23 protein-coding genes are annotated in these 25,557 nt (G+C 63.7%); 16 read left to right on the top strand and 7 right to left on the bottom strand.

What is annotated here, in order from left to right; translation table 11 throughout:
• Positions 1-2: 2 nt before the first annotated feature.
• From QFZ83_RS01595 to QFZ83_RS01575, 5 genes are all read right to left on the bottom strand, one after another.
• Positions 3-1,256, bottom strand: coding sequence for an ABC transporter substrate-binding protein (locus QFZ83_RS01595; RefSeq protein ID WP_307501818.1), 1,254 nt, complete (start codon positions 1,254-1,256; stop codon positions 3-5).
• A 44-nt stretch (positions 1,257-1,300) separates the two neighbouring features.
• Positions 1,301-2,764, bottom strand: a complete 1,464-nt coding sequence (locus QFZ83_RS01590; RefSeq protein WP_307512610.1) for an aldehyde dehydrogenase family protein — start codon at positions 2,762-2,764, stop codon at positions 1,301-1,303.
• Positions 2,765-2,850: 86 nt separating this feature from the next.
• Complete coding sequence (locus tag QFZ83_RS01585; protein WP_307501814.1) at positions 2,851-3,858, bottom strand: hydroxyquinol 1,2-dioxygenase; 1,008 nt, start codon at positions 3,856-3,858, stop codon at positions 2,851-2,853.
• Between the two features lie 17 nt (positions 3,859-3,875).
• Positions 3,876-4,397 carry a hydroxyquinol 1,2-dioxygenase gene (locus tag QFZ83_RS01580; RefSeq protein ID WP_307501811.1) on the bottom strand — a complete coding sequence of 174 codons (522 nt, stop codon included), beginning with the start codon at positions 4,395-4,397 and terminating at the stop codon, positions 3,876-3,878.
• 127 nt (positions 4,398-4,524) lie between these two features.
• The gene (locus QFZ83_RS01575) at positions 4,525-5,487 is read right to left on the bottom strand and encodes a LysR family transcriptional regulator (RefSeq protein ID WP_176659138.1); all 963 of its coding nucleotides are present in this window, start codon (positions 5,485-5,487) and stop codon (positions 4,525-4,527) included.
• Positions 5,488-5,685: 198 nt separating this feature from the next.
• On the opposite strand from QFZ83_RS01575, the gene QFZ83_RS01570 reads away from it, so the two are divergent.
• The 16 genes from QFZ83_RS01570 (at position 5,686) to QFZ83_RS01495 (ending at position 22,528) form a co-directional block, all read left to right on the top strand.
• On the top strand, positions 5,686-6,831 hold the full coding sequence (locus tag QFZ83_RS01570; protein ID WP_307501808.1) for a nuclear transport factor 2 family protein: 1,146 nt from the start codon (positions 5,686-5,688) through the stop codon (positions 6,829-6,831).
• A complete protein-coding gene (locus QFZ83_RS01565) occupies positions 6,798-8,309 on the top strand; it encodes a murein L,D-transpeptidase family protein (RefSeq protein WP_373424170.1) in 1,512 nt (503 codons plus the stop codon). The genes QFZ83_RS01570 and QFZ83_RS01565 overlap by 34 nt, the downstream gene beginning before the upstream one ends.
• A 424-nt stretch (positions 8,310-8,733) precedes the next feature.
• The gene (locus QFZ83_RS01560; protein WP_307501803.1) at positions 8,734-8,898 is read left to right on the top strand and encodes a Flp family type IVb pilin; all 165 of its coding nucleotides are present in this window, start codon (positions 8,734-8,736) and stop codon (positions 8,896-8,898) included.
• 18 nt (positions 8,899-8,916) lie between these two features.
• Positions 8,917-9,423: a prepilin peptidase gene (locus QFZ83_RS01555; protein WP_307501800.1), complete on the top strand. Its 507-nt coding sequence runs from the start codon at positions 8,917-8,919 to the stop codon at positions 9,421-9,423.
• A 65-nt stretch (positions 9,424-9,488) separates the two neighbouring features.
• On the top strand, positions 9,489-10,481 hold the full coding sequence (cpaB, locus tag QFZ83_RS01550) for a Flp pilus assembly protein CpaB (RefSeq protein ID WP_307501796.1): 993 nt from the start codon (positions 9,489-9,491) through the stop codon (positions 10,479-10,481).
• Positions 10,482-10,603: 122 nt separating this feature from the next.
• Complete coding sequence (locus tag QFZ83_RS01545) at positions 10,604-11,890, top strand: type II and III secretion system protein family protein (protein ID WP_373457522.1); 1,287 nt, start codon at positions 10,604-10,606, stop codon at positions 11,888-11,890.
• Positions 11,890-13,227: a histidine kinase gene (locus QFZ83_RS01540; RefSeq protein ID WP_307501790.1), complete on the top strand. Its 1,338-nt coding sequence runs from the start codon at positions 11,890-11,892 to the stop codon at positions 13,225-13,227. Before QFZ83_RS01545 ends, QFZ83_RS01540 begins: the two co-directional genes overlap by 1 nt.
• A 7-nt stretch (positions 13,228-13,234) precedes the next feature.
• Positions 13,235-14,554, top strand: a complete 1,320-nt coding sequence (locus QFZ83_RS01535; protein WP_307501787.1) for a CpaF family protein — start codon at positions 13,235-13,237, stop codon at positions 14,552-14,554.
• The gene (locus QFZ83_RS01530) at positions 14,547-15,560 is read left to right on the top strand and encodes a type II secretion system F family protein (protein ID WP_307501783.1); all 1,014 of its coding nucleotides are present in this window, start codon (positions 14,547-14,549) and stop codon (positions 15,558-15,560) included. Before QFZ83_RS01535 ends, QFZ83_RS01530 begins: the two co-directional genes overlap by 8 nt.
• Positions 15,557-16,516: a type II secretion system F family protein gene (locus QFZ83_RS01525; protein ID WP_307501780.1), complete on the top strand. Its 960-nt coding sequence runs from the start codon at positions 15,557-15,559 to the stop codon at positions 16,514-16,516. The genes QFZ83_RS01530 and QFZ83_RS01525 overlap by 4 nt, the downstream gene beginning before the upstream one ends.
• The gene (locus QFZ83_RS01520) at positions 16,513-17,457 is read left to right on the top strand and encodes a tetratricopeptide repeat protein (protein ID WP_307501777.1); all 945 of its coding nucleotides are present in this window, start codon (positions 16,513-16,515) and stop codon (positions 17,455-17,457) included. The genes QFZ83_RS01525 and QFZ83_RS01520 overlap by 4 nt, the downstream gene beginning before the upstream one ends.
• Positions 17,454-17,906, top strand: a complete 453-nt coding sequence (locus QFZ83_RS01515; RefSeq protein WP_307501775.1) for a DUF3613 domain-containing protein — start codon at positions 17,454-17,456, stop codon at positions 17,904-17,906. The genes QFZ83_RS01520 and QFZ83_RS01515 overlap by 4 nt, the downstream gene beginning before the upstream one ends.
• A 43-nt stretch (positions 17,907-17,949) precedes the next feature.
• The gene (locus QFZ83_RS01510; RefSeq protein WP_307501772.1) at positions 17,950-18,441 is read left to right on the top strand and encodes a TadE/TadG family type IV pilus assembly protein; all 492 of its coding nucleotides are present in this window, start codon (positions 17,950-17,952) and stop codon (positions 18,439-18,441) included.
• A complete protein-coding gene (locus QFZ83_RS01505; RefSeq protein ID WP_307501770.1) occupies positions 18,438-18,923 on the top strand; it encodes a TadE/TadG family type IV pilus assembly protein in 486 nt (161 codons plus the stop codon). Before QFZ83_RS01510 ends, QFZ83_RS01505 begins: the two co-directional genes overlap by 4 nt.
• 54 nt (positions 18,924-18,977) lie before the next feature.
• The gene (locus QFZ83_RS01500) at positions 18,978-21,005 is read left to right on the top strand and encodes a TadG family pilus assembly protein (protein ID WP_307501766.1); all 2,028 of its coding nucleotides are present in this window, start codon (positions 18,978-18,980) and stop codon (positions 21,003-21,005) included.
• Positions 21,006-21,100: 95 nt separating this feature from the next.
• Complete coding sequence (locus tag QFZ83_RS01495) at positions 21,101-22,528, top strand: sigma 54-interacting transcriptional regulator (RefSeq protein WP_307501763.1); 1,428 nt, start codon at positions 21,101-21,103, stop codon at positions 22,526-22,528.
• A gap of 105 nt (positions 22,529-22,633) precedes the next feature.
• Here QFZ83_RS01495 and QFZ83_RS01490 read toward each other — a convergent pair whose 3' ends face one another.
• Complete coding sequence (locus tag QFZ83_RS01490) at positions 22,634-24,208, bottom strand: TolC family protein (protein ID WP_307501760.1); 1,575 nt, start codon at positions 24,206-24,208, stop codon at positions 22,634-22,636.
• Complete coding sequence (locus tag QFZ83_RS01485; RefSeq protein WP_307501757.1) at positions 24,205-25,527, bottom strand: HlyD family type I secretion periplasmic adaptor subunit; 1,323 nt, start codon at positions 25,525-25,527, stop codon at positions 24,205-24,207. The genes QFZ83_RS01490 and QFZ83_RS01485 overlap by 4 nt, the downstream gene beginning before the upstream one ends.
• Positions 25,528-25,557: the final 30 nt, after the last annotated feature.

Genomic DNA, 25,557 nt, shown 5'->3' with positions numbered 1-25,557 from the left:
CGTCAGAGCAGCCGCAGCGTGCCGCCGGCCGGAATGCGCTTGGCCGACTCGTTGTTCACGATGGTGAGCTCGACCTTGTACTTCTTGCCCTTGCCCCACTGGCCGAGCACAAGCGGTGTCTTGCTCACGTTCTTGAATGGGCCCTGCCCGCCCCACTTCACCGGGCCGACGACGGAGTCGATCGAGGTCGATGCGACCGCATCGCGCACGTCGCCGGCCTTGAGCGACTTCGCACGCGACAGTGCATTCGCCGCCACTTCGAACAGCGCATGCGCGAACCCGATGGGCTGCGTCCACTGCTTCTTCGCGCCGGCTTCGTAGGCCTCGGCCAATGCCTTCGCGCTCTGCTGCGTGAGGCTCGACGTGAACGGGTGCGACGGGCTCCACCACACCTCGGTCGAGAGGCCGTCGCCCAGGTCGCCGAGCGCTTCGATCGCACCGGGGAACAGGAGCGCCTTGCCCAGCGTGATGACCTTCGGCTTGAAGCCCTGCTGCCGCGCCTGCGTGAGAAAGGTCTTGGCATCGGGCGGAATCACCACGCCGGTGACGATCTCCACGCCCTCTTTCTTGAAGGCCGCGATCTGCGCGCTGAAGTCCTGCGTGCCATTCTGGAAACGGCCGGGGTCGGTGAGCGTGAAGCCCATCTGCGCGAGCGGCTTGGGAAAGCCCAGCTCCTTGTCGCCCCACGCATTGCCGTCGCCATCGTTCGGGAACAGGCCGCCGACCTTCTTGTTGGTGGCGAGCGTCTTCCAGCCGTTGGTGTAGTTGGCGATGACGTCTTCCAAGCCCCAGAACAGGTGGTACGTCCAGTCGAAGCCCTTGGCCGGATCGCCCTTGCGGCCGAAGAACCACGGCTGCCACGGCACCACGCTGGAGATGCAGGGCACCTCGTTGAGCTCGCAGGCATCGCTCACCGGGTTGGCGGTTTCGGGCGTGCCTGCGGTGAGCACCAGCGCGACCTTGTCCTTGAGGATCAGGTCGTTCGCCACTTCGCCCGCGCGGTTGGGGTTCGACTGGCTGTCCTTCAGCACGATCTGCACTGCGTACTTCTTGCCGCCGACGCTGATGCCGTCCTTGAACGCAGTCTTCATCTGCTCGATGACCCATTTGTCGGCCTCGCCGAAGGGCGCGAGCGGGCCGGTCTGCGGCGAGACGTAGCCGATCTTGAGCGTGTCGGCCGCGAACACCAGCGGTGCCGCGCCCGAGGCGACGAGTGCGGCGGTGGCCTGCGTGAATTGCCTGCGATTGAATGTCATGGTTGTCTCCGTCTTTTGTATGTGCGGTTGCCGCGGGGCCGGGGTCAGCGCGCGAAGTGCGGCGGTATCTGCGCGTCGACGTTCACCCACACGCTTTTCACCTGCGTGTATTCGCGCATCGCATCGAACCCCATCTCGCGGCCGTAGCCGCTCTGGCCGACGCCGCCGAAGGGCGAGCCGGGGTTCACGCGCTTGTAGCTGTTGATCCACACCATGCCGGCATGCAGGTCGCGCGCCACCTTGTGGGCGCGCTGCAGGTTGTTGGTCCACAGGCCGCTGCCCAGGCCGTAGTCGGTGCCGTTGGCGATCTGCATCGCCTCTTCGTCGCTCTTGAAGGTGAGCACGGTGACGAAGGGGCCGAAGACTTCTTCCTGCGCGACACGGTCCTTGTACGACTTGGCGCGCATCACGGTGGGCTCGACGTAGCAGCCCTTCGCGAGATCGCCGCCGGGCGACTTGCCGCCCGCGAGCAGTTCGCCGCCCTCGCCTTGCGCAACCTCGACGTAGCTCAGCACGCGCTCGCGATGCTGCGCGCTCGTGAGCGGGCCCATCTCGGTGTTCTCGTCGAGCGGGTTGCCGAGGCGGATGGATTTGGCGAGCCGAATGAACTGCTCAAGGAACGCATCGGCGATCTTCTCGTGCAGCATCAGCCGAGAGCCCGCGATGCAGGCCTGCCCCTGGTTGTGGAAGATGGCCCACGCGCTGCCGTTGACGGCGGCCTGCAGGTTCGCGTCTTCGAACACGATGTTGGGGCCCTTGCCGCCGAGTTCGAGCTGCACCTTCTTGAGGTTGCCCGCGCTGGCCTGCACGATGCGCCGGCCGGTCGCGGTGCTGCCGGTGAAGGCAATCTTCGCGATCTCCGGGTGCTCGGCAATGTACTGGCCCGCGACGCTCCCCAGGCCCGGCAGCATGTTGACCACGCCGGCCGGCAGGCCCGCCTCGGCCATCAGCTCGGCGATGCGCAGCGAACTGAGCGGCGTGATCTCCGCCGGCTTCATCACGATGCAGTTGCCGGCCGCGAGCGCGGGCGCCATCTTCCAGCTGGTGAACATCAGCGGGAAGTTCCATGGCACCACCTGGCCGACGATGCCGACGGGCTCGCGCAGCGTGTAGTTGAGGAAGCCCTCTTCGACCGGGATGGTCTCGCCCTGGAACTTGTCGGCCATGCCGCCGAAGTAGCGGAAGCACGCGGCGGTGCGCGGCACGTCGAGGCGGCGCGAGTCGCGGATCGGGTGGCCGGTGTCCAGCGATTCGAGGCGGGCGAGTTCTTCGCCGTTGGCTTCGATCAGGTCGGCGAGTTTCAGCAGGATGCGGCCGCGGTCGGCGGCCGCCATGCGGCTCCATTTCGGAAACGCGCGCTTGGCGGCGGCAACGGCCTTGTCGACGTCAGCCTTGCCGGCCAATGCGACATCGACGATGGGCGTGTTGTCGTGCGGGTTGAGCGTGGCGAGGGTCTCGCCGGATTCGGCGTCGACGAAGCGGCCGTCGATGAATAGCTGGTGGCGAATGGACAAAGAAGCAGGCATGAGTTTCCTCTCCCTCCCCGCGAGGGGAGAGTTGGATGGGGAGCGTTCGGGAGGAAGAGAAAGACCGGTCAGAACTGGACCGGAATCTCCGGGCTTTCGCCCTTCTGGATCTCGTACACCAGGCTGGGCGAGCCGTTCTCCCAAACCAGCAGCATCGAGCGCTTGGGGCTGAAGCCCTGGTGCCGGCAGTACGCGGGCATGGCGGCCATGTCGCCGGCCTTCATGATCACGCGGGCCATGGGCTTGCCGGTGTTCTTGTCCCCGCAGTCCCAGTGGATCTCGTCGGTCATCTGGAAGAACCACTCGACGCGGTCGTTGCCGTGGATGATCGGCAGGATGTGCTCCTCGGTCGTCGGGCACATGTAGCTGTGCTTGACCACCGAGGTGAAGCTCGGGTTCCACGTGACCTGCGAGCGGCTCAAGAAGCCGAAGAGATTGAAGGCATGCACCTCGTTCTCGAAGCCGGGTTCGGGGTGCAGTTCGGGCTCGCCTTGCGGCACGTCGGCGAAGGCGCGGTTGATCGGCGCACCGCGTTCGTCGCTGCGCAGGTCGAGGTCGCCCTTCAGGCCCACGCAGCGCTTGGCGAGCTCGCGCGCCCGGGTGATCTTGGCGGTGTTGTTGCCGCTCTTGCGTCCGTAGGGCGAGCCGGTTTCCTGCGGCGCGCTGAAGGGGTCGAAGGCCTCATTGGTCCAGTCGTCGAGCATGGCTTCGAAGGTGGCGCGGATCTGCGCGGTCGGAAAGTTCTCGAGCAGGTCGATGCCCGCGTCCTTCATCGTGCCGTTGAAGCTGCCGGCGTAGAGATCGACCGAGTCGTAGTGGTTGACGGTGCCGAACACGTCGTCGAAATTGACCCAGCCGTAGAAGAAGCCCCAGGCCACATCGCGCATCAATGCACGCAGGTAGTTGCCGGCGTCCAGCGTGTGGCTCATGGGGCGGCCGTCGCGGGTCTTCCAGCCGATGTGCACGAAATATTCGTCGCGGCGAAAGCTGAAGCTGCCGAGCGAAAAGTCCTTGTAGCCGAGCGTGGCATCGGGCTGCGATGCGATCACGCGGGCGAGTTCTGCGGGTGCGTTCATGGTGCGGTTCCTTCCTCTCAATGCGATTGGCAGATGTCGGCCCACTTCTCGACCGAGAGATCGCCCTTGCAGCTCTGCAAGACGATCACGCCCGGCTCGCCGGCGGTGCGGAACTGGTAGGCAGTGTTCTTCGGCAGCAGGCCCTGGTGGCCGCGCGAGAGCTTCATCCAGCCCATCTTCTTGCCATGGGGTTCGCCCTTCACGAGCACGGCGCCGTTCTTCTCGGTGTCGGCGACGGTCTGGCTGGCGTCGAGCTGCACGAGGTGCACTTCGACGTCGCCGTCCATCACAAGCGCGAACTCGTCGTGCGCGCAGGTGAACCAGGGCGAGGTGCCTTCGGCGCGCAGCGTTTCCAGCACGTAGATCTGGTTCTGGCCGAACACGACCTTCTCGTACGGTTGGCTATTGCTCGCGATCTCGAAGCAGTTGGAGAACGCGTAGTGGCGCACGTCGTCGTCGATCGGCTCGACGTGGCCTTTCTCGAAATGCTTGAGCGATCCGAAGCGGGTCTTGTAGGCGGTGGAAGCGGGGGCGGTCATGGTGTCGTCTCCTTGGATGGACGAACTCTAGGAGCCATGCCGTCCCGCCGGTAGGGACCAGTTTGGAAGAGGATTATTCGGAGTCTCCGAACAATCGGCCGGGTTTACCCGCCCTCTCCATTCGCCTTTATCCGCTCGATCGGCTGAATTCGATGAGTTCCGCCGGGATCATTCCGCGCTCGATGAGCGTGGCGTCCCAAGGCGGCACGCGCGTGAACCGCGTGGCGATGTGCTCGATGAAAAGCCGCAGCTTGAGCGCATTGCGCGAGGTGCCCGCATACACAGCACTGAGCGAGAACGATGAGAGCTGGTGCTCGGCCAGCACCACGCGCAGGTCGCCGCGCGCAATCGCATCGCCCGCCACCAGTGTCGGCAGGCAGACGATGCCCGCGTGCTCCAGCGCGTATTCGCGCAGCAGGTGCACGCTGTTGGTCAGCAGCGCGGCGGCGAGATAGATGGTGGTCTGTTCGCCGTTGTGATGGAAGGTCCAGCGGTCGCGCGTGGGGTAGCCCGAGTACAGGCCCAGCTTGTGGCGGTGCAGCTCGCGCGGCGTGGCCGGCGTGCCGTGCGCTTCGAGGTAGGCGGGCGTGGCGCAGAGCAATCGACGCACCGGGAAGAGCGGGCGCGACACCAGCTCCTGCGAGGCTGCGGGAAAGATCTGCAGCGCGCAGTCGACGCCCGCTTTCACCGGGTCGGCCACCGCATCGCTCACGATCAGTTCGAGGTGGATGTCGGGGTAGTTCGTCTGGAACTCGCGCAGCAAGGTGGCGAATCGGCCGAGCACCATGCCCGTCAGCGCATGGACGCGCAGCGTGCCCGAGGGCGTGCCGCGCGCATCGCGCATCTGGTCGACGATGTCGTTCGCGCGGCCGACCAGTTCGGTGCAGTCGCGCAGGAACGCCTGGCCCATGTCGCTGAGCCGGACCACCCGCGTGCTGCGGTGGAACAGCGGCGCGCCGAGGAACTCTTCGAGCTGCTTCACGCGCGTGGTGACCACCGAATTGGCGACCCGCAGCTGGCGCGCGGCTTCCGCAAAGCTCTGGGTCTGCGCGACGCGAACGAAGGTTTCAATGCTTTGGAGGCGGTCCACGGCGGCACTGTACTGCGCAGGCCTGCTTTTTGCGTCCGGGGACGGGGTGCCTGGCGCCTCATGCGGGAAAGCCCCGGGGCCGCGCGTTGCGGGCAAGACGAAAGACCCGTTATCCCTGTTTCGGAGGGTTACCCGCCCACTTACAATGCCTGCCGCCCAACCTGCTGCGTTATCCACCCCTACGAGGTCTTGTCCGCAATGCCCAAGAGCCCCCGGCCTCGCGCCCGCTTCTCCTTTTCTCCCACCGTGCGCGCACTGCTGCTGGCCGTTGCCACCTGCGGCGTGGCACTGCCGGCACTGGCCGCGATCGAGCACGAAGACGTCGACCGCCTCATGCAGGCCGGCAAGCTCGACGAGGCGATGGCAAAAGCCGATGCGTTCCTGAAGGACAAGCCCCGCGATCCGCAGATGCGCTTTCTGAAGGGCGTGATCCAGCTGGACACCGGCAAGCGCGCCGAGGCGATCGCCGCCTTCACCCAGCTCACGCAGGACGCACCCGAACTGCCCGAGCCGTTCAACAACCTCGCGGTGATCTACGCGAGCCAGAACCAGTTCGACAAGGCCCGCAGCGCGCTGGAAAGCGCCATTCGCACCAACCCCAGCTACGCCACCGCCCAGGAGAACCTCGGCGACGTGTATGCGCGGCTCGCGAGCCAGGCCTACAGCAAGGCGCTGCAGCTCGACCAGAACAACACCGCGGTGCAGCCCAAGCTGGCCGTGATCCGCACGCTCTTCACGCCGACACCGGGTGCCAAGACCGCGACGCTGGTGGCGGCAGCGCCCGAGGCCGCACGGCCCGCGCCCGCCGCGAAGGCGCCAGCACCTGCCGCTGCACCCGCGCCGGCTCCTGCTCCTGCTCCCGCCAAGGTGGCAGCAGCGCCCGCGCCCGTCGCAACACCTGCACCTGCACCTGCGCCCGCTCCGGCCCCCGCCAAGGTCGCGGCTGCGCCGGCCGCCAAGGCCCCTGAAGCCGCTCCGGCGCCGGCACCTGCTGCCGCACCGGCCTCCAGCGCCGAAGTCGAAACCGCGGTGCGCGGCTGGGCTTCCGCCTGGGCCGGCCAGGACATGGACCGCTACTTCGCCGCCTACGGCCCCGACTTCGCACCCGGCGGCGGCCAGAGCCGCAAGGGCTGGGAAGAAGAACGGCGCGCCCGCATCGTCGGCAAGTCGAGCATCAGCGTGAACATCGAGAACCTCGTGATCAAGGTCGACGGGCAGAACGCCACGGCGAAGTTCCGCCAGATCTACCGCGCGGACAACCTCAACATCTCAAGCCGGAAGACGCTGGACATGCAGCGCTCGGGCAATCAATGGCACATTCGCAAGGAAAGCGTCGGCGGCTAGTGGCAGACATCGTCCGGCTCGGCCGGCTCAAGAATCCTCCGTTCCCGCGCCGCGGAAACCTGCTCGCAGCGCTGATGACCGCATCGGCGCTGATGCTGGCAGCACCCGGCGCCGCCTTCGCTTCATCGAACAAGACGGGCAGCGCAAAGACCAGCAGCAGCAGCGCTAAGGCCGGCAAGAGCAGCACCGGCAGCCGCGGCGCGGCGCACGCCTCGTCCGGCAGCCGTGCTTCCGCCAGGGAAGCGCGGGGCGGCCCCGGCAAGTCGTCGGTGCAGGCCAAGGGCAAGAAGGCCGCGCTGGCAGAGACCCGGACGGCATCCGCAGCCAAACCGGCCCGCAAGGCCGCACCTGCCGGGTCGATCCAGGAAGCCAGCAGCGCCGAAGCCCGCCTGATCTCTGTCTACGAAATGTTCGGCCGCGGCCAGGCCCGCCCTGCGCTCGCCAAGGCGCGCGATCTGGTGCGGGACTATCCAAACTTCCAGCTCGCGCAGCTTGTCTACGGCGACCTGCTCGCGGCACAACTGCCGCCCACGAATTCGCTTCCCGACACGGCCGGCATCGCCAAGATGCGCGGCAACCCGGCCATGTCCGAGCTGCACGAGGAATCGCGCCGCCGCCTGCAGGCACTGCGCGAGCGGCCGCCGGTGGGCACCGTGCCCTCGCAGTTCCTGTCGCTCTCGACCAAGAGCCGCTACGCCATTGCGGTCGATGCCTCGCGCTCGCGCCTGTACCTGCTGGAGAACTCCGACAAGGGGTTGAAGCTGGTGGCCGACTACTACATCTCGGTCGGCAAGTCGGGCACCGACAAGCTCGCCGAGGGCGATGCGCGCACCCCGCTGGGCGTGTACTACATCACCAGCAGGCTCGACCCGAAGTCGCTGAAAGACTTCTACGGCGCGGGCGCCCTGCCCATCAACTACCCGAACCCCTACGACGTGCGGCGCGGCCGCACCGGCGGAGGCATCTGGCTGCACGGCACCCCGCCCCAGCAGTTCGCCCGGGCGCCGCTCGCGAGCGACGGCTGCGTGGTCATGGCCAACCCGGACCTCAAGCAGTTGCTGCGCAAGGTGCAGATCGGCGCCACGCCGGTGGTCACCGCCCGCAGCCTGCAATGGATTTCGCCGCCGCAGGCCGAAAAAGAAGCCCAGACATTTACCAATGCAATTACCGCCTGGAAAGATACACGGGCCAGCGGAAATGAAGCGCAATTAAAGAAATTCTATTTACCGGATTTCCAGCGCAGCAGCAAAAAACCCATCGACGGTAATTCGGCTCCACACGACGAAGTCGAATATGCCCAGGGCAAGCGCGTCCAGTTCAAGGACATGTCCTACCTGCACTGGCGCGACGGCGACGACACCATGGTCGCCACCTTCGGGGAAGTGTTCGAAGGCGAAAAGAGCGGGCGCACCCGGCGCCAGTACTGGCTGCGCCAAGGCAGCGAGTGGAAGCTCTTTCACGAAGAAATCTTGGGCTGAACACCCTGTCGAAGCCCTGACGGCGATGGGGGCCCCCCCCCAATCTGTGATTTTTTGCGCACCGAAAGTGCCTATTTTGGGTGTTACAACTCGCCTTCCGAGCCCCGTGCTACGTAACACGTAACGCGTTTGTTCCCGTAACACCCCCCTCCCGCGCGTTCCCGCCACCGTAACGTTCCCTCCCATCTTCATGGGAGGTCGGACGCGGTTTACAGAGGGAAAAATACGTCTCTAGATTGTTAACAACCCTGACCAGGATCGTCCTGGACTGGGTGGCAGGAGGCTGGCCGCCATCCTGCTATGTACTTCCCCATTAGCACACGGAGGACCTCACCCCTGGGGGTTTTCAGTGTTGATACAGGGAGTTACTCTGTATAACATTCGCTCTGCCAGTCGTTGTTCAACTCTCCTCAAGGGGTCAATCATGTTCAGTTCTATTACTCGTTTTATTCGTGATGAAGAAGGTGCTACCGCAATTGAATACGGCCTTATTGCCGGATTGATTGCAGCGGTTCTTGTGACCGTTTTGACATCTCTCGGCACAACGATTGAACAGAAATTTCAAACCATTCTGGATGCGCTCACTTGACCGTTTTCCGGTTCAATCATGGCATCGGCGCCGATTTGCCTCCTTTGGCTACTTTTTGTCGCCGTCTATGACTTCCGTGAACGTCGTGTTCCCAACTGGCTGGTGCTCGTTGGAGCCGCTTTGGCTCTGGCAGCACTGGCCCTGGGGGACAGCCCTTTCAAGAGCGATTGGCAATCAAGCCTGCTCGGCGCGGCTGTCGGCTTCGGTTGCTTGCTCTTGGTTTACGCCACTGGGCTCATGGGAGCTGGCGACGTGAAGTTCGCGGGCGCCCTCGGACTTTGGGTGGGGCTCAGCGCCCTGTTGCCCATCTGGATCATCAGCAGCCTCCTTGCAGCAGTCCATGCGCTGCTTTGGATCTTTTTTCAGCGTTGGCCGCTGTTTCCCAAGTTTTCAGGTTTGCTTTTTAGCCAGCCCCTTCCTTCCGGCGAAGCCCGATCAGCGGGGCGAAAGCGGTTCATTCCTTACGCCGCTTATCTCGCATTTGCCACGGTTGCGTGGATGGTCTGGAGCAGGCAGAGCTCGTAGCGCTCTGCCTGCTACCCATTCATCGACGGTTCCCGAATGCCCGCCCACCTTCCTGATCGCTGCCCATGATCAATCTCACAAAAATCATCGCCGCCATCCTGGTGCTTTTGGCTCTCGCGCTCGGAGGCTATGCATGGGTCCTCAGCCGCAAAGCACCGCCCCCGCCGCCAGTAGCCGCGGCATCTGGCGCAGCTACGACAAAGAGTGCGCAGACACAAACATTCCCCGTCGTCGTCGCGGCCAAGCCCTTGCCCGCCGGGCAAGCGATCCCGGTCGATGCCCTTCGCGTGGAGCAGTTGACGATCAACCCGACGGGGGCCTTCAAGGAAACGGCGCCTCTCGCCGGCCGCGTCCCCGTGATCGACTTGGGCATAGGCTCCCCGCTTCTTGAAGGCCAATTGGTCTCCGGCCTCGCATTGCGCGTTTCCGAAGGCGAACGTGCCGTGGCAGTCAAGGCCGACGAAGTCATGGGGGTGGGAAACAAAGTCCAGCCCGGTGATTTCGTCGACGTCTTCCTCATGCTGAAATCCGACAACAAGGACATCGACCGCAGCCAAGCGCGCCTGCTGCTGTCACGCAAGCGTGTGCTGGCCTTCGGCAATGCCTCGGTCGACGGCCTGCCTTCGAAGACCGACAAAAACAGCAATCCCCAGGCACAGCAACAGCGCACCGAAGCCGCACGGACGGTCGTGCTCGCGGTGCCGGTGGACGACATCAATCGCCTGACGCTCGCGGAGAACAGCGGTCGCCTGCTGTTGGCGCTTCGCAATCCCACCGACATGCTGGAGCCCGATCCGAAGCTGTTCGCCGAATTGCCCACTGCCCTGCAGCCGGCCCCAACAAAACCAGGCGAACCGCGCCGGGCACCGCTCGAAGGCCTGGACCGCGCACAGGCCGGAATGACCGCCGCCGATTTCGTGAACGGCGGCAAGCCTGGCGCCGTGCCTGCTGTCGCAGTACGGCGCACAGCAACAACCGCAACTGGCGGCAGCCGCAGCGGCGGACTCAACAAGGTCGAAGTGATTCGCGGCGACCGCAGCGAAACCATCAACTACTAATCGGCACCCAGCGCCAAGCCATGCATTCAATGCAGGAAAAAAACACCATGACGCTTCCCCTCCGCGCGACATCCGCAGGCCATGCCCACCCTTTGCGCCTGACAGTCGTCGCGTTGTGCCTGATGGCACCGGGCGCATGGCCCCTGGCATTCGCGGCAGACTCTCAAGCGACAGCGCAGCGCCAACCGATTCGCCTGCTTGTGGACGCTGGCACGCAGAAGGAGTTGTTGATCCCCAAGGGCATCGAACGCATGGCGATCGCCGACGAGGCAGTCGCCGGGGTAGCGCTCACCCGTCAGTCCCCGAATTCAGTAGCTGCACGGCTGATCATCACCGGCAAAGCTGCAGGGCGGACCACGCTGATGGTCTGGGAAAAAGGCCAGTCGACTGCCACGGTCTATGCACTCGAAGTAGGCCGCCGCAGCGCCACGCTCACAGGCACCCTCGGCAGCATGACCGCACACCAGGAAGCGCGCGACACCGCTCTGGCCGCCAGCGGCGAGAAGTCTGTGCTGCTCGACCGCTCGGTCGTCAGCGTGCGCAGCAACACGGTGCAGGTCGAGGTCAAGGTCGTCGAGTTCAACCGAAGCGTGCTCAAGCAAGCCGGCCTCAACATCTTCAGCACACGCGCCAACTCCAATGGTTTCAGCTTTGGAAGCTTCACGCCCTCGTCGCTGAAGTCCGCCACCTTCAACTCGGACGGCAGCATCAGCGGTGAAAACAACAATCCCCTCGCACAAGCCTTCAGCCTGCTGTTCAACTTCGGCAAGGCCGGCATCGGCCTGAACGTTGGCTTCCTCGAAGGCAACGGCATGGCGCGCGTGCTTGCCGAGCCCACGCTGGTGGCGCTGTCGGGCCAGAGCGCAAGCTTCCTGGCAGGTGGCGAGCTGCCCGTGCCTGTGCCGCAAGGCCTGGGCACCACCAGCATCGAATACAAGCCCTTCGGGATTGGCCTCACGCTGACGCCCACGGTGCTGTCGAATGAGCGCATCGTCCTCAAGGTGGCGCCCGAAGCCAGCGACCTCGACTACACCAACGCTGTGAGCATCAACGGCGTGGCCGTGCCAGCGATCAGCACCCGCCGCGCCGACACCACAGTCGAACTCGGCGATGGCGAGAGCTTCATCATCGGCGGCCTCGTGAGCCGCACCACGACCTCGAACGCTGACAAGGTGCCGCTGCTCGGCGACATCCCGGTACTCGGAACCTTCTTCAAGCAGAACAAGTACCAGATGAACGAGAAGGAACTCGTGATCCTCGTCACGCCGCATCTCGTGAAGCCGATTGCTCGCGACACCGACCTCACGCCGTACCTGCCCGGCGGTGCCGAGCAGCGCGACGGCCCCGTGTGGCGCGCGCACCTCCTGGGTCCGGCATCCGGCACGACGGTGCCAGGCTTCTCTCGTTGATGGAAACCAGCCGCGCAGGACCTGTAACCCCCACCATGAACGCGCCCCGAGACAGCCTTCCCGAGATCGGTGCAGAGACTTATCTCTTCGCCTCGCCCGATGGCGGTCACATCACGTGGCTGACCGACGCGCTCGGCAAGCTGGGCACGGTGGTGGTGGTGCCACCTGACCTCAAATCGATCGACGAACGCATTACCCTGCTCAGCCCCTCGGCAGTGTTTCTCGATTTTTCCGGCGATAACGCGCAGGCGGCGACGGAACTCAATCACCGCCTCAAGCGCGATTGGCCGGCACTGGCCGTGCTGGCGACGGGCATCTCGGCCGAGCCCGCTTCGATGCTTGCCGCGCTGCGCGCCGGCGTGGACGATTTCGTCGACATGTTGGCGCCGCCTATCGATGCGATCCAAGCGCTGCATAAGCTGCTCGATCGGCGCAGCAGCATGCAACCCGGCACGCGTGGATGCACGCTTGCGCTGCTTGGCGCACGCGCTGGCATAGGCGTGACCACACTTGCGACCAGCCTCTCTCTGGTACTCAACGACCAACTGGCCCAAGCGAAGGCGCAGGCAACGGCGCCCGACCCTTCGCAAGCCCGCAATACGCGGCAAGGCGTGGCGCTGCTCGACCTCGGACTGCCTGCGCGTGACGGCCTGCTGTACCTCGATACGCAGAGCGGCTTCAGCTTCGTCGATGGCGTGCGCAACCTTCGCCGCCTTGACCAGACGCTGCTGCACACCGCTTTCGCTCATCACAGCAGCGGCATCGCGGTGCTGCCATTGCCCGCGAACCTCGCGCAGGTACGCGAGATTTCCCACGCCGACTCGGTTGCGCTGATCAAGCGGCTGGGTGATTTCTTCGATTTCCAGATCGCCGACCTCGGTGGTTTTTCGACAATCGATTTCGTGGCGCAGACCTCGAAGGAGGCGCGCCACTCCTGGGTCGTCTGCGACCAGAGCATCGGCGCCATCGTTTCCACTGCCGCCATGCTCAAGGAACTGCGCACCCGTGGAATCGAGACCAGCCAGATGTCGCTGGTGGTGAACAAGTTCGACAGCCATGTCGGCCTTTCGGCAAAGGACATCGCCGACCGGCTCGAACTGCCGCTGCGCCATGTGCTGCCGGCGCGCAGCGCACAGCTGCTTTCGGCTGCGAGCCGCGGCGAAATGCTGGTGCGCACCGCACGCAACGACGCGTACTCGCAGGCCGTGGCCAGCCTCGCGCGCAGTCTTCACAACGAATACACGTCTGGCTCCGCCCAGCCCCCAGCCAAGGATCCGCGCTGGACGGCGCTGATGTCGAAGGTCACCGGCTTCCGCAAGAGCTCCACTCAAGGTTGAACAGCCCATGTCCACCGATATCGAATTCGCCGATGACGACCAGGCGTTCATCAACTCCCAGCAGTTCCAGGACATCAAGAGCTGGACGCATGACCATCTGTTGAGCCGCATCGAGGAACTGGGGGCCGAGTTCGGCCGCTGGTCGCGCGCGTCGATCCAGCAGTTCGTCGAACTCGAGGTCGACAGCTTCGTGCGCTTGCGCCGCGTGCCGATCAACGACCGCGAGATGCAGCTCATCTCCAATGCGCTCACCAAGGAACTCGCGGGTTTCGGTCCGCTGGAGGATCTGCTCAACGACCCCGCGGTAGAAGACATCCTGATCAACGGCTATCAGAACGTCTATGTCTCGCGCCACGGCATGCTGGAGCGCGAGACCCTGCGCTTCGCCGATTCCGAGCACGTGATGCGCATCGTGCGCCGCATCCTCGCGCCGTTGGGCCGCCGGCTGGACGAAGCCAATCCGATGGTCGATGCGCGCCTGCCCGACGGGGGCCGCATCAACGTGATCATCGAGCCGCTGGCGATCGATGGCCTGTCGGTATCGATCCGAAAATTCCGCAAGGAGCCGCTCACGCCGGCCGACCTCGTGAAGCTCGGCACCTTCGACGCCGGCATGGCGCAACTGCTCGAGATTGCAGTGCGTGCGCGCTGCAACGTGCTCGTGAGCGGTGGCACCAGTTCGGGAAAAACCTCACTGCTCAATGCGCTGGCCAGCTTCATTCCGGGACGCGAGCGCGTGATCACGATCGAGGACACGGCGGAACTCTCGCTCAGCACCAGCCACGTGGTGCGGCTCGAAAGCCGGCCGGGCGGCTTCGACGGCCAAGGCGTGATCTCGATCCGCGACCTGCTGCGCAACAGTCTGCGCATGCGGCCCGACCGCATCATCGTGGGCGAAGTGCGCGGTGCCGAAGTGATCGAGATGCTGCAGGCGATGAACACTGGCCATGAAGGCTCGATGGGCACCATTCACGCGAGCTCACCGCGCGAGTGCCTCTATCGCCTCGAAATGCTTTCGGGCTTCGCGGGCTACCAGGGCAGCGAAGTGAGCCTGCGCCGACAGATCGCGAGCGCGATCGACTTCATCGTGCAGATCGGACGCTTGTCGAACGGGCAGCGGCGAATCATCTCGCTGAGCGAGGTCACGGGTGTGAATGACAACGTGGTCGCAATGCAGGAGCTGTATCGCTACGAGCCGGTGACCGGACCTGACGGCGAGGAGAAGGATCGCTGGGTGTCTTTGGGCATCGCGCCGCACTCCCCGAAGATCACACGGTTTCGGCAGTCGTTCGCGCGCGCGCAGCAGCAAGGGGACCATCGTGCGTGAAACCGCACTGCTCAGCGTTGCCGTGGTGGCGCTGTTGCTGGCAGCGTGCGGACTCTTCCTTTGGCAGCTGGCAAAAAAGCGCCAGACACAACAGGCTGTCGGCCGCCACCTCGATCAGCAGATCGAGGCCGGGACGGGCACACATGCACCTGCGCCCTTTTCGGCGGTGCCGCCCATGCGGGCGACCGCGCCGGCCGATGCTCTCTCCTCCGGACTGACCACTGACCCCTGGCTCGATACAGACGCTGCGACCGCGGCCGCAGCGCGCCCCAAGCGCTGGCTGGAACGAGCGATGCCCGACTGGTTGGTGGGCGTGATCCAGGCCCGTACGCTGGTCCTCGGCATCGTCATCATCTTCGTCCTGTCGCTGGTCGCCGGCTCCTTCGGCGGCTGGCCCGCCTGGCTGGGTGTTCTGCTGCTGCTCGCACTGCTTGGCACGTTCGCGGTCTGGCTCCGGCTGCAGAAAGTACGGCGCAAGCTGGTCAGCCAGCTGCCCGGCTACATCGACACGATGGTGCGCCTCATCACCATCGGCAACTCGACGCAGGCTGCTTTCCAACTCGCGATCAGCAGCACTCAGGAGCCGCTGCGCGGGCACCTGGAGCGCTCCGCCGCCCTGGTTCGCGCGGGCGTGGACCTGGACAAGGCGCTGTATCAAACGGCCACTCACGTGCGTATCGAGGAAATGTTCCTGCTGTCTTCGATCCTGGGGCTTGGCGTGCGCTATGGCGGACGGGCCGACCTGCTTCTGGAGCGGGTGAGCAATTTCATGCGCGACCGCGAGCAGGCCGAGCACGAGCTCATCGCCCTGTCATCGGAAACGCGGCTGTCGGCCTGGATCCTCGGGTTGCTGCCACTGCTCGTGGGGGCCGCCATCATTGCGAGCAATCCGGCCTACTTCCTCGGTATGTGGCACGACGGCACCGGCCGCATCCTTATCTTCTCCGGTCTCGGGCTCCAAGCCACGGGCGCACTGCTGCTGTACAGGCTCGCGAGGCTCACATGACCTTGACTCCCGGCACATTGACAGCGATCAGCCTTGCGCTGCTGGCACTCGGGCTCCTTGTCGCGGGCGGTGCAATGATCGCGGCGGAACTTCGCCGCGCGCGCAGTGGACAAGCCATCGGCAAAGCCATCGAGCGTGGGACGACGGCATTCGCTGGAGTGCCGGCCGACCCCGAGGTCGACCTTGGTCAACCGTACAAGTCGGATGTCGAGCTCCCCTTCCATTGGCTGAAATCGCCGCTGGGACGCGCGCTGGTTGCCGACGAAGATCGCAACCTCATCGACCGTTGCGGGATGTCCTCGCAACGCACGCAGCTGATATTTCTGGTGACACGCATCGTGCTGGCGTTGCTGCTGCCTGCCGTGGCCTTCGTGTTGTGGAGCCCCGGGTACAAACAGAACCTCCTGTTCCCGGTTCTCGCGGCCCTTTTTGTGGTCGGCTTCATGAGTCCCAAGTGGATTCTCGGACGCATCGCGGCCAACCGCCGAGAACGAGTGGCCAAGGAGCTTCCTCTCTTCGTGGACTTGCTGAAGCTGTTGCAAGGCGTGGGCATGAGCCTGGATCAAAGCCTTCAGATCATGGCTGCCGACTTCTCGCACGTGCTGCGTGTTCTGGGACATGAATTGACGCTCGCCAATCGGCAATATTCACAAGGCCGCACCCGTGAACATTCCTTGCATCGCCTGGCCACACTGCACAAGGATGAGAACCTGCGCGGCTTGGTGACGTTGCTGGTGCAAGTCGATCGCCACGGCGGGGCCGTACAAGAGCCCTTGCGGACTTTCAGCGATCGCCTTCGCGAGCATCGCCGCTCGGAAATGAAGGAGCGCATTGGCAAGATCACGGTCAAGATGACCGCCGTCATGGTCACGACGCTGTTACCCGCACTGGTGATCGTGACTGCCGGCCCCGGCTTCATCGCCATCTTCCGTGCACTGGGGAGTACCGCCAAATGAAAGCCATTGCCTCGCTCATGCCTGCATCGGGCCTGCGTGTCTCCGAGTGCGTCGCGACTGCATGCCTTGCTCTCGCGATGGCCGGCTGTGCCGCGACCAAGGACCGCTACCCTGCCATCGAAGATGCCCAGCAGCGGCAAGCGTTCGAGAATGCCAACGACACGAAGACCGGCGCCAATATCGACACGCAGGCCACCTACATCAAGGTCGTTGAGCAGATGCAGCAACAAGGACTGTGGTTCGCGTCGCTCGCGCACATCGACGCCCTGGAGCAGCGCTGGGGCACCACGCCGGAATCGACTCGCGTGCGCGCCGATGCGCTGCGCCAAACCGGACAGGCCGAACTTGCCGAGGCTGCCTACAAAAGCTTGCTGTCCACGCCGCTGGAGAGTGCTGGCTACAGAGGTCTCGGGCTGCTGGCGGGTGCACGTGGCAACTATGCGGAGGCAGCGCAGTTGCTCAAGCAAGCCCAGCGTCGCACGCCAACCGATCCGCTGCTGCTGAGCGACCTGGGCTACGCAAACCTTCGTGCCGGTCGCTTCGAAGAGGCGCGTCTGCCGCTGATGCAAGCCTTGCAGCTGCAGCCCGACAGCAAACAGGCGCAGGCCAATGTCGCGCTTTATCTCGAGGCCACGAACCAGCGCGAGCAAGCCACCGCTCTGATGGACGTAAATCGCATGCCCGAGGCGACGCGCGCCGCCGTTCGTGAAGCAGCGGCTCAGATCAAGGTGCCGGGGAACCCAGCCGCGGCAGCGGTGCCCGCCATTGCGGGGAACGGCGCGCCTTCGGGCAGCCGCGATGACACGGCTTTACCGCTTGCACTCAAGGCCTCCCGTTGGGCCGGAATGGGTGGCGTGCGCACGGCCAACCAAATGAACCCGCCGGCCTTGCCCGCGGAGACGCCTTTCTCCCCGAACCCGACTTCACGAGGCACACCATGAAGAATAACGAGTCCGTCAGCCGGATTGCCCACATGTCCACCAGCGCGCTGGCCACGGCGCTTTTTCTTTTTTCGGCAACGGCCTTTGCACAGACCACCCCCGCAAGCGGCTCTCAGGGTACTGGTGTCACCAGCAATGCCCCGTCGACCACTGGCCCCTCGAAGCCTGGGGCTGAATCCGCCATGCCTCCAGCACAAGACGCCCAGATGGCTTCGCAAGAGGAAGAAGAGTTCGACGTCGCTCCGCTCCAGGTTGGCGATGCAACTTCGAATCTGCTCGCCTGGCAGCGCAGTGGCGAGGTTTCTTCGACCAGGCCTCGTCCGATTGAAGGCAACGTTGCCAACCGGAGCTACGAGCGTTACCTCAAGAGCTTCGAATATCCGATTCCCGAACGATTCAGTTCCTCGGTCAAGTCGACCGGCGGAACCAGCGGAACCGGCAGCAAGTGATCCGGCATTGCCGACACCGCATTCATTCTTCTGAAAGCCACGCATGAACCGCGCATCTCTGCATCGTTCGCCGAACCGGTTTCAACGCGGGGTGTATGCGATCGAGTTTGCGTTCGTCTTCTTGATCTTCTTTGCCGTGCTGTACGGGATCATCAGCTACGGGGTGCTCCTGACGTTTCGCATGGGCCTGCAGAACGCGGCGGAGGACGGTGCGCGGGCGGCCCTTCGCTACAAGCCGACTTCGCCCGAGCGTGCGTCCGTTGCAGTGCAAGTCGCAACACAGCGCAGCCTGTGGATGCCAGCTGCCGTGAAACCCTTGGATGTGACGGCGCAGTGCAGCGTGGCCGGCGGCGTCGCGGGTCCGTGCAGCACGGACACCTGCGCCTCCAATGCATCGTGGGACCAGCGCTGCCGGATCATCGTGACAGTGAAAGCACAAGGAATGGAGTTGGTGCTGCCACCGATGTTCAGCATGGTGCTGCCCAGCCAGATCGCCGGCCAAGCCAGCATGCTTCTTGACGGGGGCAACTCATGACCAAGCGACTTTCCGGAGGCTTGCGACCGAACGCCAGGCAGCAACGCGGCATTGCAGCGGTCGAGTTCGCATTGGTATTCGGTCTGTTGTTCTTTGCCTTGTATGGCATCGTGAGTTTTGCAGTCATGCTCTATACGCAGCAGGTGGTGTCCCGATCCGCGGAGGATGGCGCGCGAGCAGCCTTGCGTCTGGGGCAAAGCGTCCAAGCAGGTGACTCCCGTGTGCAGGATGCTGTTTACGAAGCACTGGCTTTCGCACTCATCACGCCCATTGAAGCAGGCACCGGCACCGAGCAGAAGAAGGACTGGCTGCGCAGAAAGATGGCGCCACCTGTAGTCGCCCTCCCATCAGCGGGGACCGTTGTGGTCACCGTGACCTATCCATACGGTGCCAACTCGATTCTTCCTTCCATCGCCTCTTGGCTAGACGTGACGAATGCTCAGCTCACCGGGAAGGCGACTGTCGCCAGACCTGCTTCCTAGGGGGCCTCATCAATGCAACCGAATCGCACGCCCCGCCATCAGCAAAAGGGATCCGTGATCGTCATCGCGGCGATTGCGATGAGTCTGATCGTGATTGCATTGATCGGCACGGAACTCGGATATCACTTCTTCATGAAGCGAGAGTTTCAAAAAGCGGCCGATCTCGCCGCCCTTGCGGGTACCCAAAAGCTCGCTGCTACAAACAATTGCGGATTGGCTGCGAGTGCGGCCAGCACCAATGCCGGTCAGAACCTACCAGCAGGCATCGCTATCAATGCGCCTGAATGCGGCAATTGGCAGGCGGGGCAAGCGTCGGCCGGCTCGACCGGATGCTTTGCCGGCACAGACGATCATTTCCTGCCAGGAGGAACCCCTCTCAATGCAGTTCGAGTTCGAATCGCTCAATCTCCCCCGGCATTATTAGGATTTCTTTCTGGGGATCGAACCATCTGCGTGCAGGCGGTTGCCGCACAGCAGCAGCCCCAAGCCGCCCTCAATATCAGGAGCACGCTTGCAGTAGTAGATGCTTCGCAATCAACGCTATTGAATGCAGTCATCGGTGGCCTTTTGGGAGGGAATCTGAATTTGGGAGTTGCGGGCTGGAATGGCTTGCTAAATACCAATATTAGCCTCCTTGAATACCTGGATGCCCTTGCAGTTAAATTGAACATCTCCGCAGGAAACTACGACAGCGTTCTTCAAACAGAAGTCACGACCGGACAACTGCTTGAAGCAGCAATCACAGTACTTCAAAGGCAAAATGCGGCAACACCTGGCGCCACGCTGGATGCGGCGATAAACGCAATTGGAGCAATAATTGCTCAGATCAAGATCTCGCCCACCCCACTCAAGCTGGGCGAACTGCTTAATCTTCAAAGTGGAACACCTGCAGCCGGTCTGGAAGCCACACTTCAAGTATTTAAACTCGTAGAAGGCGTCGTGCAGCTTGCCAATAGTCACAGTGCGGTAGCGGCAACGGTCAAACTTCCTATTCTTGGACTTGGAAATGTACTCGTTAAAACGAAAGTAATTGAACCCCCTCAAGTCTCTGCAATAGGGAACCCTGCTCTTGCCCAATTGAATCCTCTCGGTTCCGATCAAATTTTCGTTCGAACCGCGCAAATTCGCACTTTGATTTCGGTCGAAATTGGTGGAATTACATCAGCGGTGAGCGATCTGCTGAATGTGATATTTGCACAACTCGCGCCAATTACGACTTTCATCAACAATGTTCTTCATTTGAATCTTGTTCAGGCTATCGGAAACTTTTTGGGTGGTGTGCTGTGCCCATTTCCCTTTGCTTGCACCAGTGCAAATGCAATCTATGCCAAAATTGCGCCGGCCACCCACATTGACGTTGGCATCGAAGCAGCAAGCGGCCAAGCGTACGTACTTAATTACAGCTGTGCTTCAGAGCTCAATAAAAGCCTGATCGTTCCGGCAAAAACAGCAGCGGTCACCATTTATGCGGGCCAATGGGGAGTAGATGCTGCAAGCGCGGAGGCGGCATTTTTCTCTCCGCCGAAAATACCAAAAGCCGATCCTGTTTCATTAATTGAAATAGGAAAGCAAACCGTCAAGCCAGATGGCTGCCTTCTGACCCTATGCAGCGGATTGAACTGGAAAAAAGGTTCAACTTGGATTGCCGATAGAACAAAGGCGGATTTCGCAGTGGAAGCCTCTTTGGGCCTGAGAATTAATTCCCTCGAAGTAGCGGGCACATCTGAGAATTTGACTTTTCAATCTCCGATCCCAGAAAATCTTCCGGAAATTTCACAGCAACCCCACTATCAATCAATTTCGGCCACAAATGTCTTAAGCAATCTAGCAGCAAGCTTGTCAAATATTGAAATTCTTTCTTATAAAAGCACGTCCAGCGGAATATTGGGAAATTTATTGTTTGACACGACTTCCTTGCTGAATTCGGTTGTCAGCCAGTTGACAACAATCGTGTCCAAGCTTTTATCGCCGCTTCTCGACCCGCTTGTGAATTTTCTATTGCAAACATTAGGAGTCAATGTAGCCGTAACAGAGGTAGGCGCCCGCTTAAGTTGCAAGCAAGGCGCAGAGTTGGTCTATTAATTTGCGGCTGCTCCAACTTGCAATATTCAATCTTTTTCTCTTTTCTATAACGAGGTTGTGTATTTGCACAGCACTCCTATGTGTCCCCGAATCGCATGAGTTCCCCCACCCATTTCGACGAACTCGACCTCTTTGTCTGGGAAGGCAAAGCCGACATCCTTGACCGCATCGCGCGGTGCATGGCGAGCTTCGACGTGGAAGTCACACGGGCCGATGGCCTGCCGCCTCCGCAGCAGGAGCGCGGCGTGGCGATGCGGCCTGCGGTCGCGATCATCAGCGTCACGGTCATCGACAGCGGCGGTCTCGCGCACGCCACCGAGTTCCTCCAGGGCATGCCGGTTATCTGGGTGGCCGCGGGGTCGCGCGAGCGCGATTCGCGGACCTATCCGCCCGAGTACCTGCACGTGCTGCCCTACGACTTCACCTGCGCCGAATTGCGCACGCTGGTCGCGAAGCTGGTGCGGCAACTGCGCGCGCGCGAGATCGCGCCGCAGGCGCCCGATGTGCTGGTGGCGCACTCCGAAGCGATGAAGGCGCTGCTCTCCGAAGTGGGCGCCTTTGCCGACTGCAACCATCCGGTGCTGGTGCGCGGCGAAACCGGCGTGGGCAAGGAGCGCATTGCGCAGCAACTGCACCTCGGGCACCAGTCGTACAGCAAGGGCGCGTTCGTGGCGGTGAACTGCGGCGCGATTCCCGATGGGCTTTTCGAGTCGCTGTTCTTCGGCCACACGAAGGGCTCGTTCACCGGCGCCGTGCATGCGCATCGCGGCTACTTCGAGCAGGCCACGGGCGGCACGCTGTTCCTCGATGAAATCGGCGACCTGCCGCGCTACCAGCAGGTGAAGCTCTTGCGCGTGCTGGAAGACAACGCAGTCACGCGGCTTGGGGCCACATCGCCGGTGCGCGTGGACTTCCGGCTTGTGGCGGCGACCAACCGCAACCTGCGCGAGATGGTGGCGAGCGGCGAGTTTCGCGCCGACCTTTTCTATCGGCTCGCAGTGATCGAGCTGCATGTGCCGAGCCTCGAAGAGCGCGGCGAGGTCGACAAGATCGCGATCTTCAAGGCGTTGCTGGGCAACGTGCTCGGCGACGAACTCGAGACGCTGGGCGAGACACCGCACTGGCTCAGTGATGCGGTCGCTGAAACCTACTTCCCCGGCAATGTGCGGCAGTTGCGCAACCTCGCGGAGCGCGTGGGTGTGATCGCGCGGCAACTGCGCGGCTGGGACCAGAACCTGATCCAGCGCGCCATCGCACTCACGCGCGGCACGCCGGCGCCCGCGATCGCCGCCGACAGGAACGGCGGGGGCGGCAGCGGTGGCGGTGTCGCGCTCGACAGCAATGGCGATCGCAAGGGCTGGAACAGCGGCGAGCGCAACCGCATCATCGCGGCGCTGGAGGTCAACGACTGGAAGCGCCAGGACACCGCGCAGCATCTGGGCATCAGCCGCAAGGTGCTGTGGGAAAAGATGCGCAAGTACCAGATCCTGGACGGCGAACCCGGCATTCCTGAAGACACTTGAGGCTTGCCGAGGGCGGTGCGCAGCCCTTCGACAAGCTCAGGGCGAACGGGAGGGATGACTCAGGACGAACGGGGTGGTGCGACAAGCTCGGGACGAACGGGAGTCTCAGCGTTCAGCCAGCCGCGGCGTGCGGCGCAGCGGCGGATTCGACAACGCGGCGCTCGGCGAGCGCTCGACGATCGGCTCGTTCGGGCAGGCCGAATTGCTCGAGATGCACATCTGCGACAGCAGGCCGTCTTCGGTGATGACCGCGCGGTTCGGCGGGCCGAAGATGCGGTCGATCCAGTTGTTGGTGCCGTCGGGGTCGATGCGCAATTCGCCGGTGGTGCGCGCGAGGCGCAGTTCGGAAATGCGCAGGTCGAAGACGCCGTCGACGTAGTCGAACAGGAGCGTGTAGTAGTCCAGTTGCGCATCGAGCACCTTGGGCAAGGTCTCGCGGCCGAATTCCATCAGGCGGCGGCGGCCGCGGAAGGCCAGGCCCGAGGTGCTGACGGCCTCCATCAACTGCTTCTCGCGCTCGCGTCCCGACACGGTGCGGGCCCATGACGCCGAGGTGAGTTCGAACAGGTTGTTCCGCACGCCTTCGAGCTTGGCCTCCTGGTTGGCGACTTCGGCGAGCGCGCCCTTCAGGCGCAGTTGCCGGTCGAAGCCGTTGCCGAAGTTCCAGTTGAGTTCGAAGGCCGCGCGCGTCGGGTCCTGCGGCGACACGCCGCGCGGGTCCTTGCTCTTCACGACCACGGCATCGAGCGTCGGGTAGAGGCTGGACTCCTGCTGCTCGACCAGCGCCCTCGCGCGATCGATGCGGCCTTGCGCTTCGGCGATCTCGGTGCTGCGGCTCTCGGCGCGGCGCAGCGCCTCGTCCTGCGAGCCGATGCGCCACTGCAGCGGCGCCGCGAGCACGGGCAGCGACTCGGCGTTGGGCGAGAACTTGAAGTAGTTGCGGAACTTCGCGAGCGCCTCGTCGCGCTGCGCTTCGAAATCGGATTCGCGTGCAGCCACGAGCGCGCGGCGCGAGGCGGCCATGTTGAGGTCGTTGTCGCCCGACACGCCGAGCGCGACGCGGCGGGCTTCCGCCTTCGAGAGCTCCGCCACCACCTCGGTGGCGCGGTGCGCGATCTGCTTTTTGAGGTCGAAGCGCTGCACCTGCAGGTAGGCGGTGAGCGCGTCCAGCACCACCTTCTGCGAGGTGGTGATGACGGCTTCGTCATCGGCCTTGTTGCCGGCCTCAGCGGCGCGCTGCGCTGCGCTCATCGCACCGCCGTCGATCAGGCTCACGCGCGCTTCGGCGGTGAGCACGGTGTAGCCCTGGGTCTTGGCGTTGTCGGCGCCGCTGTTGTAGTTGCCCGACGAGGTGCCGATCTTGAAGCGCGGATAGCGCGCCTGCTTGGCGGCATCGACGCTGTAGCTGCTGGTGGTGGCGGCGGCCTGGGCCGTCTGAACCTCGGGGTATTCCTGCGAGAGCGTGATCAGCGCCTGCTTCACGCGCTGGGCGTAGCTCGCTGCGCCGATGGAGGGCGTCGAGAGCCGGCGCGAGAGCGAGAGCGATGGCGGCGGGCCGTCTTGTCCTGCTGCGTCCTGCGCGAATGCGGCCTGCGGCGGCAGCGCGAAGCTCGCGCAGAGTGCTGCGCACAGCACCCCGGTGCCCGTGCGGCGCCGGCTTGTGGCGTTGCGCTCCTTCATGGTTCGCGGAAGGCTTCGCGCCGCAACTTGAGCACTGGACGAAGGATGTACCAGATGAACGGATCGGTGCCGACGCGCAGGTCGACCTCGGACTCCATGCCGGCGGTGATGCGGTTCTCTTCGCGGCCCACGTGCGACTGCGACATGCTGATCAGCAGGCGGTAGTACGGCGCACCTTGCGCGATGGCCGCGTCGCGGTCGGCATCGGCCGCGACCAGCATCACTTTGCCTTCGACGGCGCCGTAGCGCAGGTAGTCGTAGGCGGTGATCTTCACGCGCGCCGACTGGCCGATCTCGACGAAGCCGCGGTCGTTCGGATTGAGCCGGGCCTCGACCATGATCTCGTCCTTGTCGGGCACCACTTCGAGAATCGATTCGCCGGGCTTCACCACCCAGCCCGGGCTGGAGTTGCGCAGGCCCTTGACGATGCCGTCCGAGGGCGCCTTCACCACGGTGCGCGAACGCTGTGTGCGGGCGCGTGCGAGGTCTTCGCTCAAGCTCGCGAACTGGCGCTCGACGGTGGCCAGTTCGTCCGAGGCGCGGCGACGAAAGCGCCCTTCGGCCTCGGCCATCTTGGCTTGCGATTCGGTGATGGCGGCGTTGGCCGAAATCACACCCTGGCGCGCGACCGCGAGTTCGCTGCGCACGCCTTCGGCCTGGCGGCGCTTCTCCAGCACCTCGACCTGGCCGACCAGTTTCTCGCTGAACAGTTGCTCGGAGATCTCGAGCTCCTTCTGCATCAGCTCGAGCCGGTCGCTCAGGCCCTTCACCTTGGCCTGTTGCTCCAGTTGCTTGCTGCGCGCCTGCTCCAGGCCCGACACCGCGCCGGCCATCACGCCGCGCTGCTCGAGGGCGCGCGCCTGGTAGGCACCCAGCTCGCCTTCGAACACGCTCTCGTCGATGTCGGTGGCAAAGGACTGGCGGCTGAGCGGCTGGCCGCGGCTCTCGGCCATGAGGCGAATGCGCGTGGCCTGCGTGGCCGCGTAGCGCGCGGTGAGTTCCTCGAAGTTCAGGCCGCTGCCGCCCAGGTCGATCTCGACCAGCGACTGCCCCTGCTTGACCGATTCGCCCTCCTTCACCAGCACGGCGCTGACGATGCCGCCTTCCAGATGCTGGATGGACTTGACGCGGTCCGAGGGGATCACGCGGCCCGGCGCGACGACCACGGTTTCCATCGGAAAGCCGAGGCCGATCAGGGCCAGCACGGCGACCGCGCCGCCGATGATCCATTGGCGCCGCCGCCCTTTCGGCGAGGTCTGCGCCGCGCGCTTGGTTTCTTCATCCTGAAGAATCTGCGGCAGGTCTGATTTCAAGTTCACGGTCCCCAATCACTCGTTTTCATGAGTCAA

This window comes from Variovorax sp. W1I1 (genome assembly GCF_030815625.1).
Lineage (GTDB): Bacteria > Pseudomonadota > Gammaproteobacteria > Burkholderiales > Burkholderiaceae_C > Variovorax > Variovorax paradoxus_C.
Note: the sequence above shows the minus strand (reverse complement) of the source record. Positions and strands in the feature narration are given on the sequence as shown.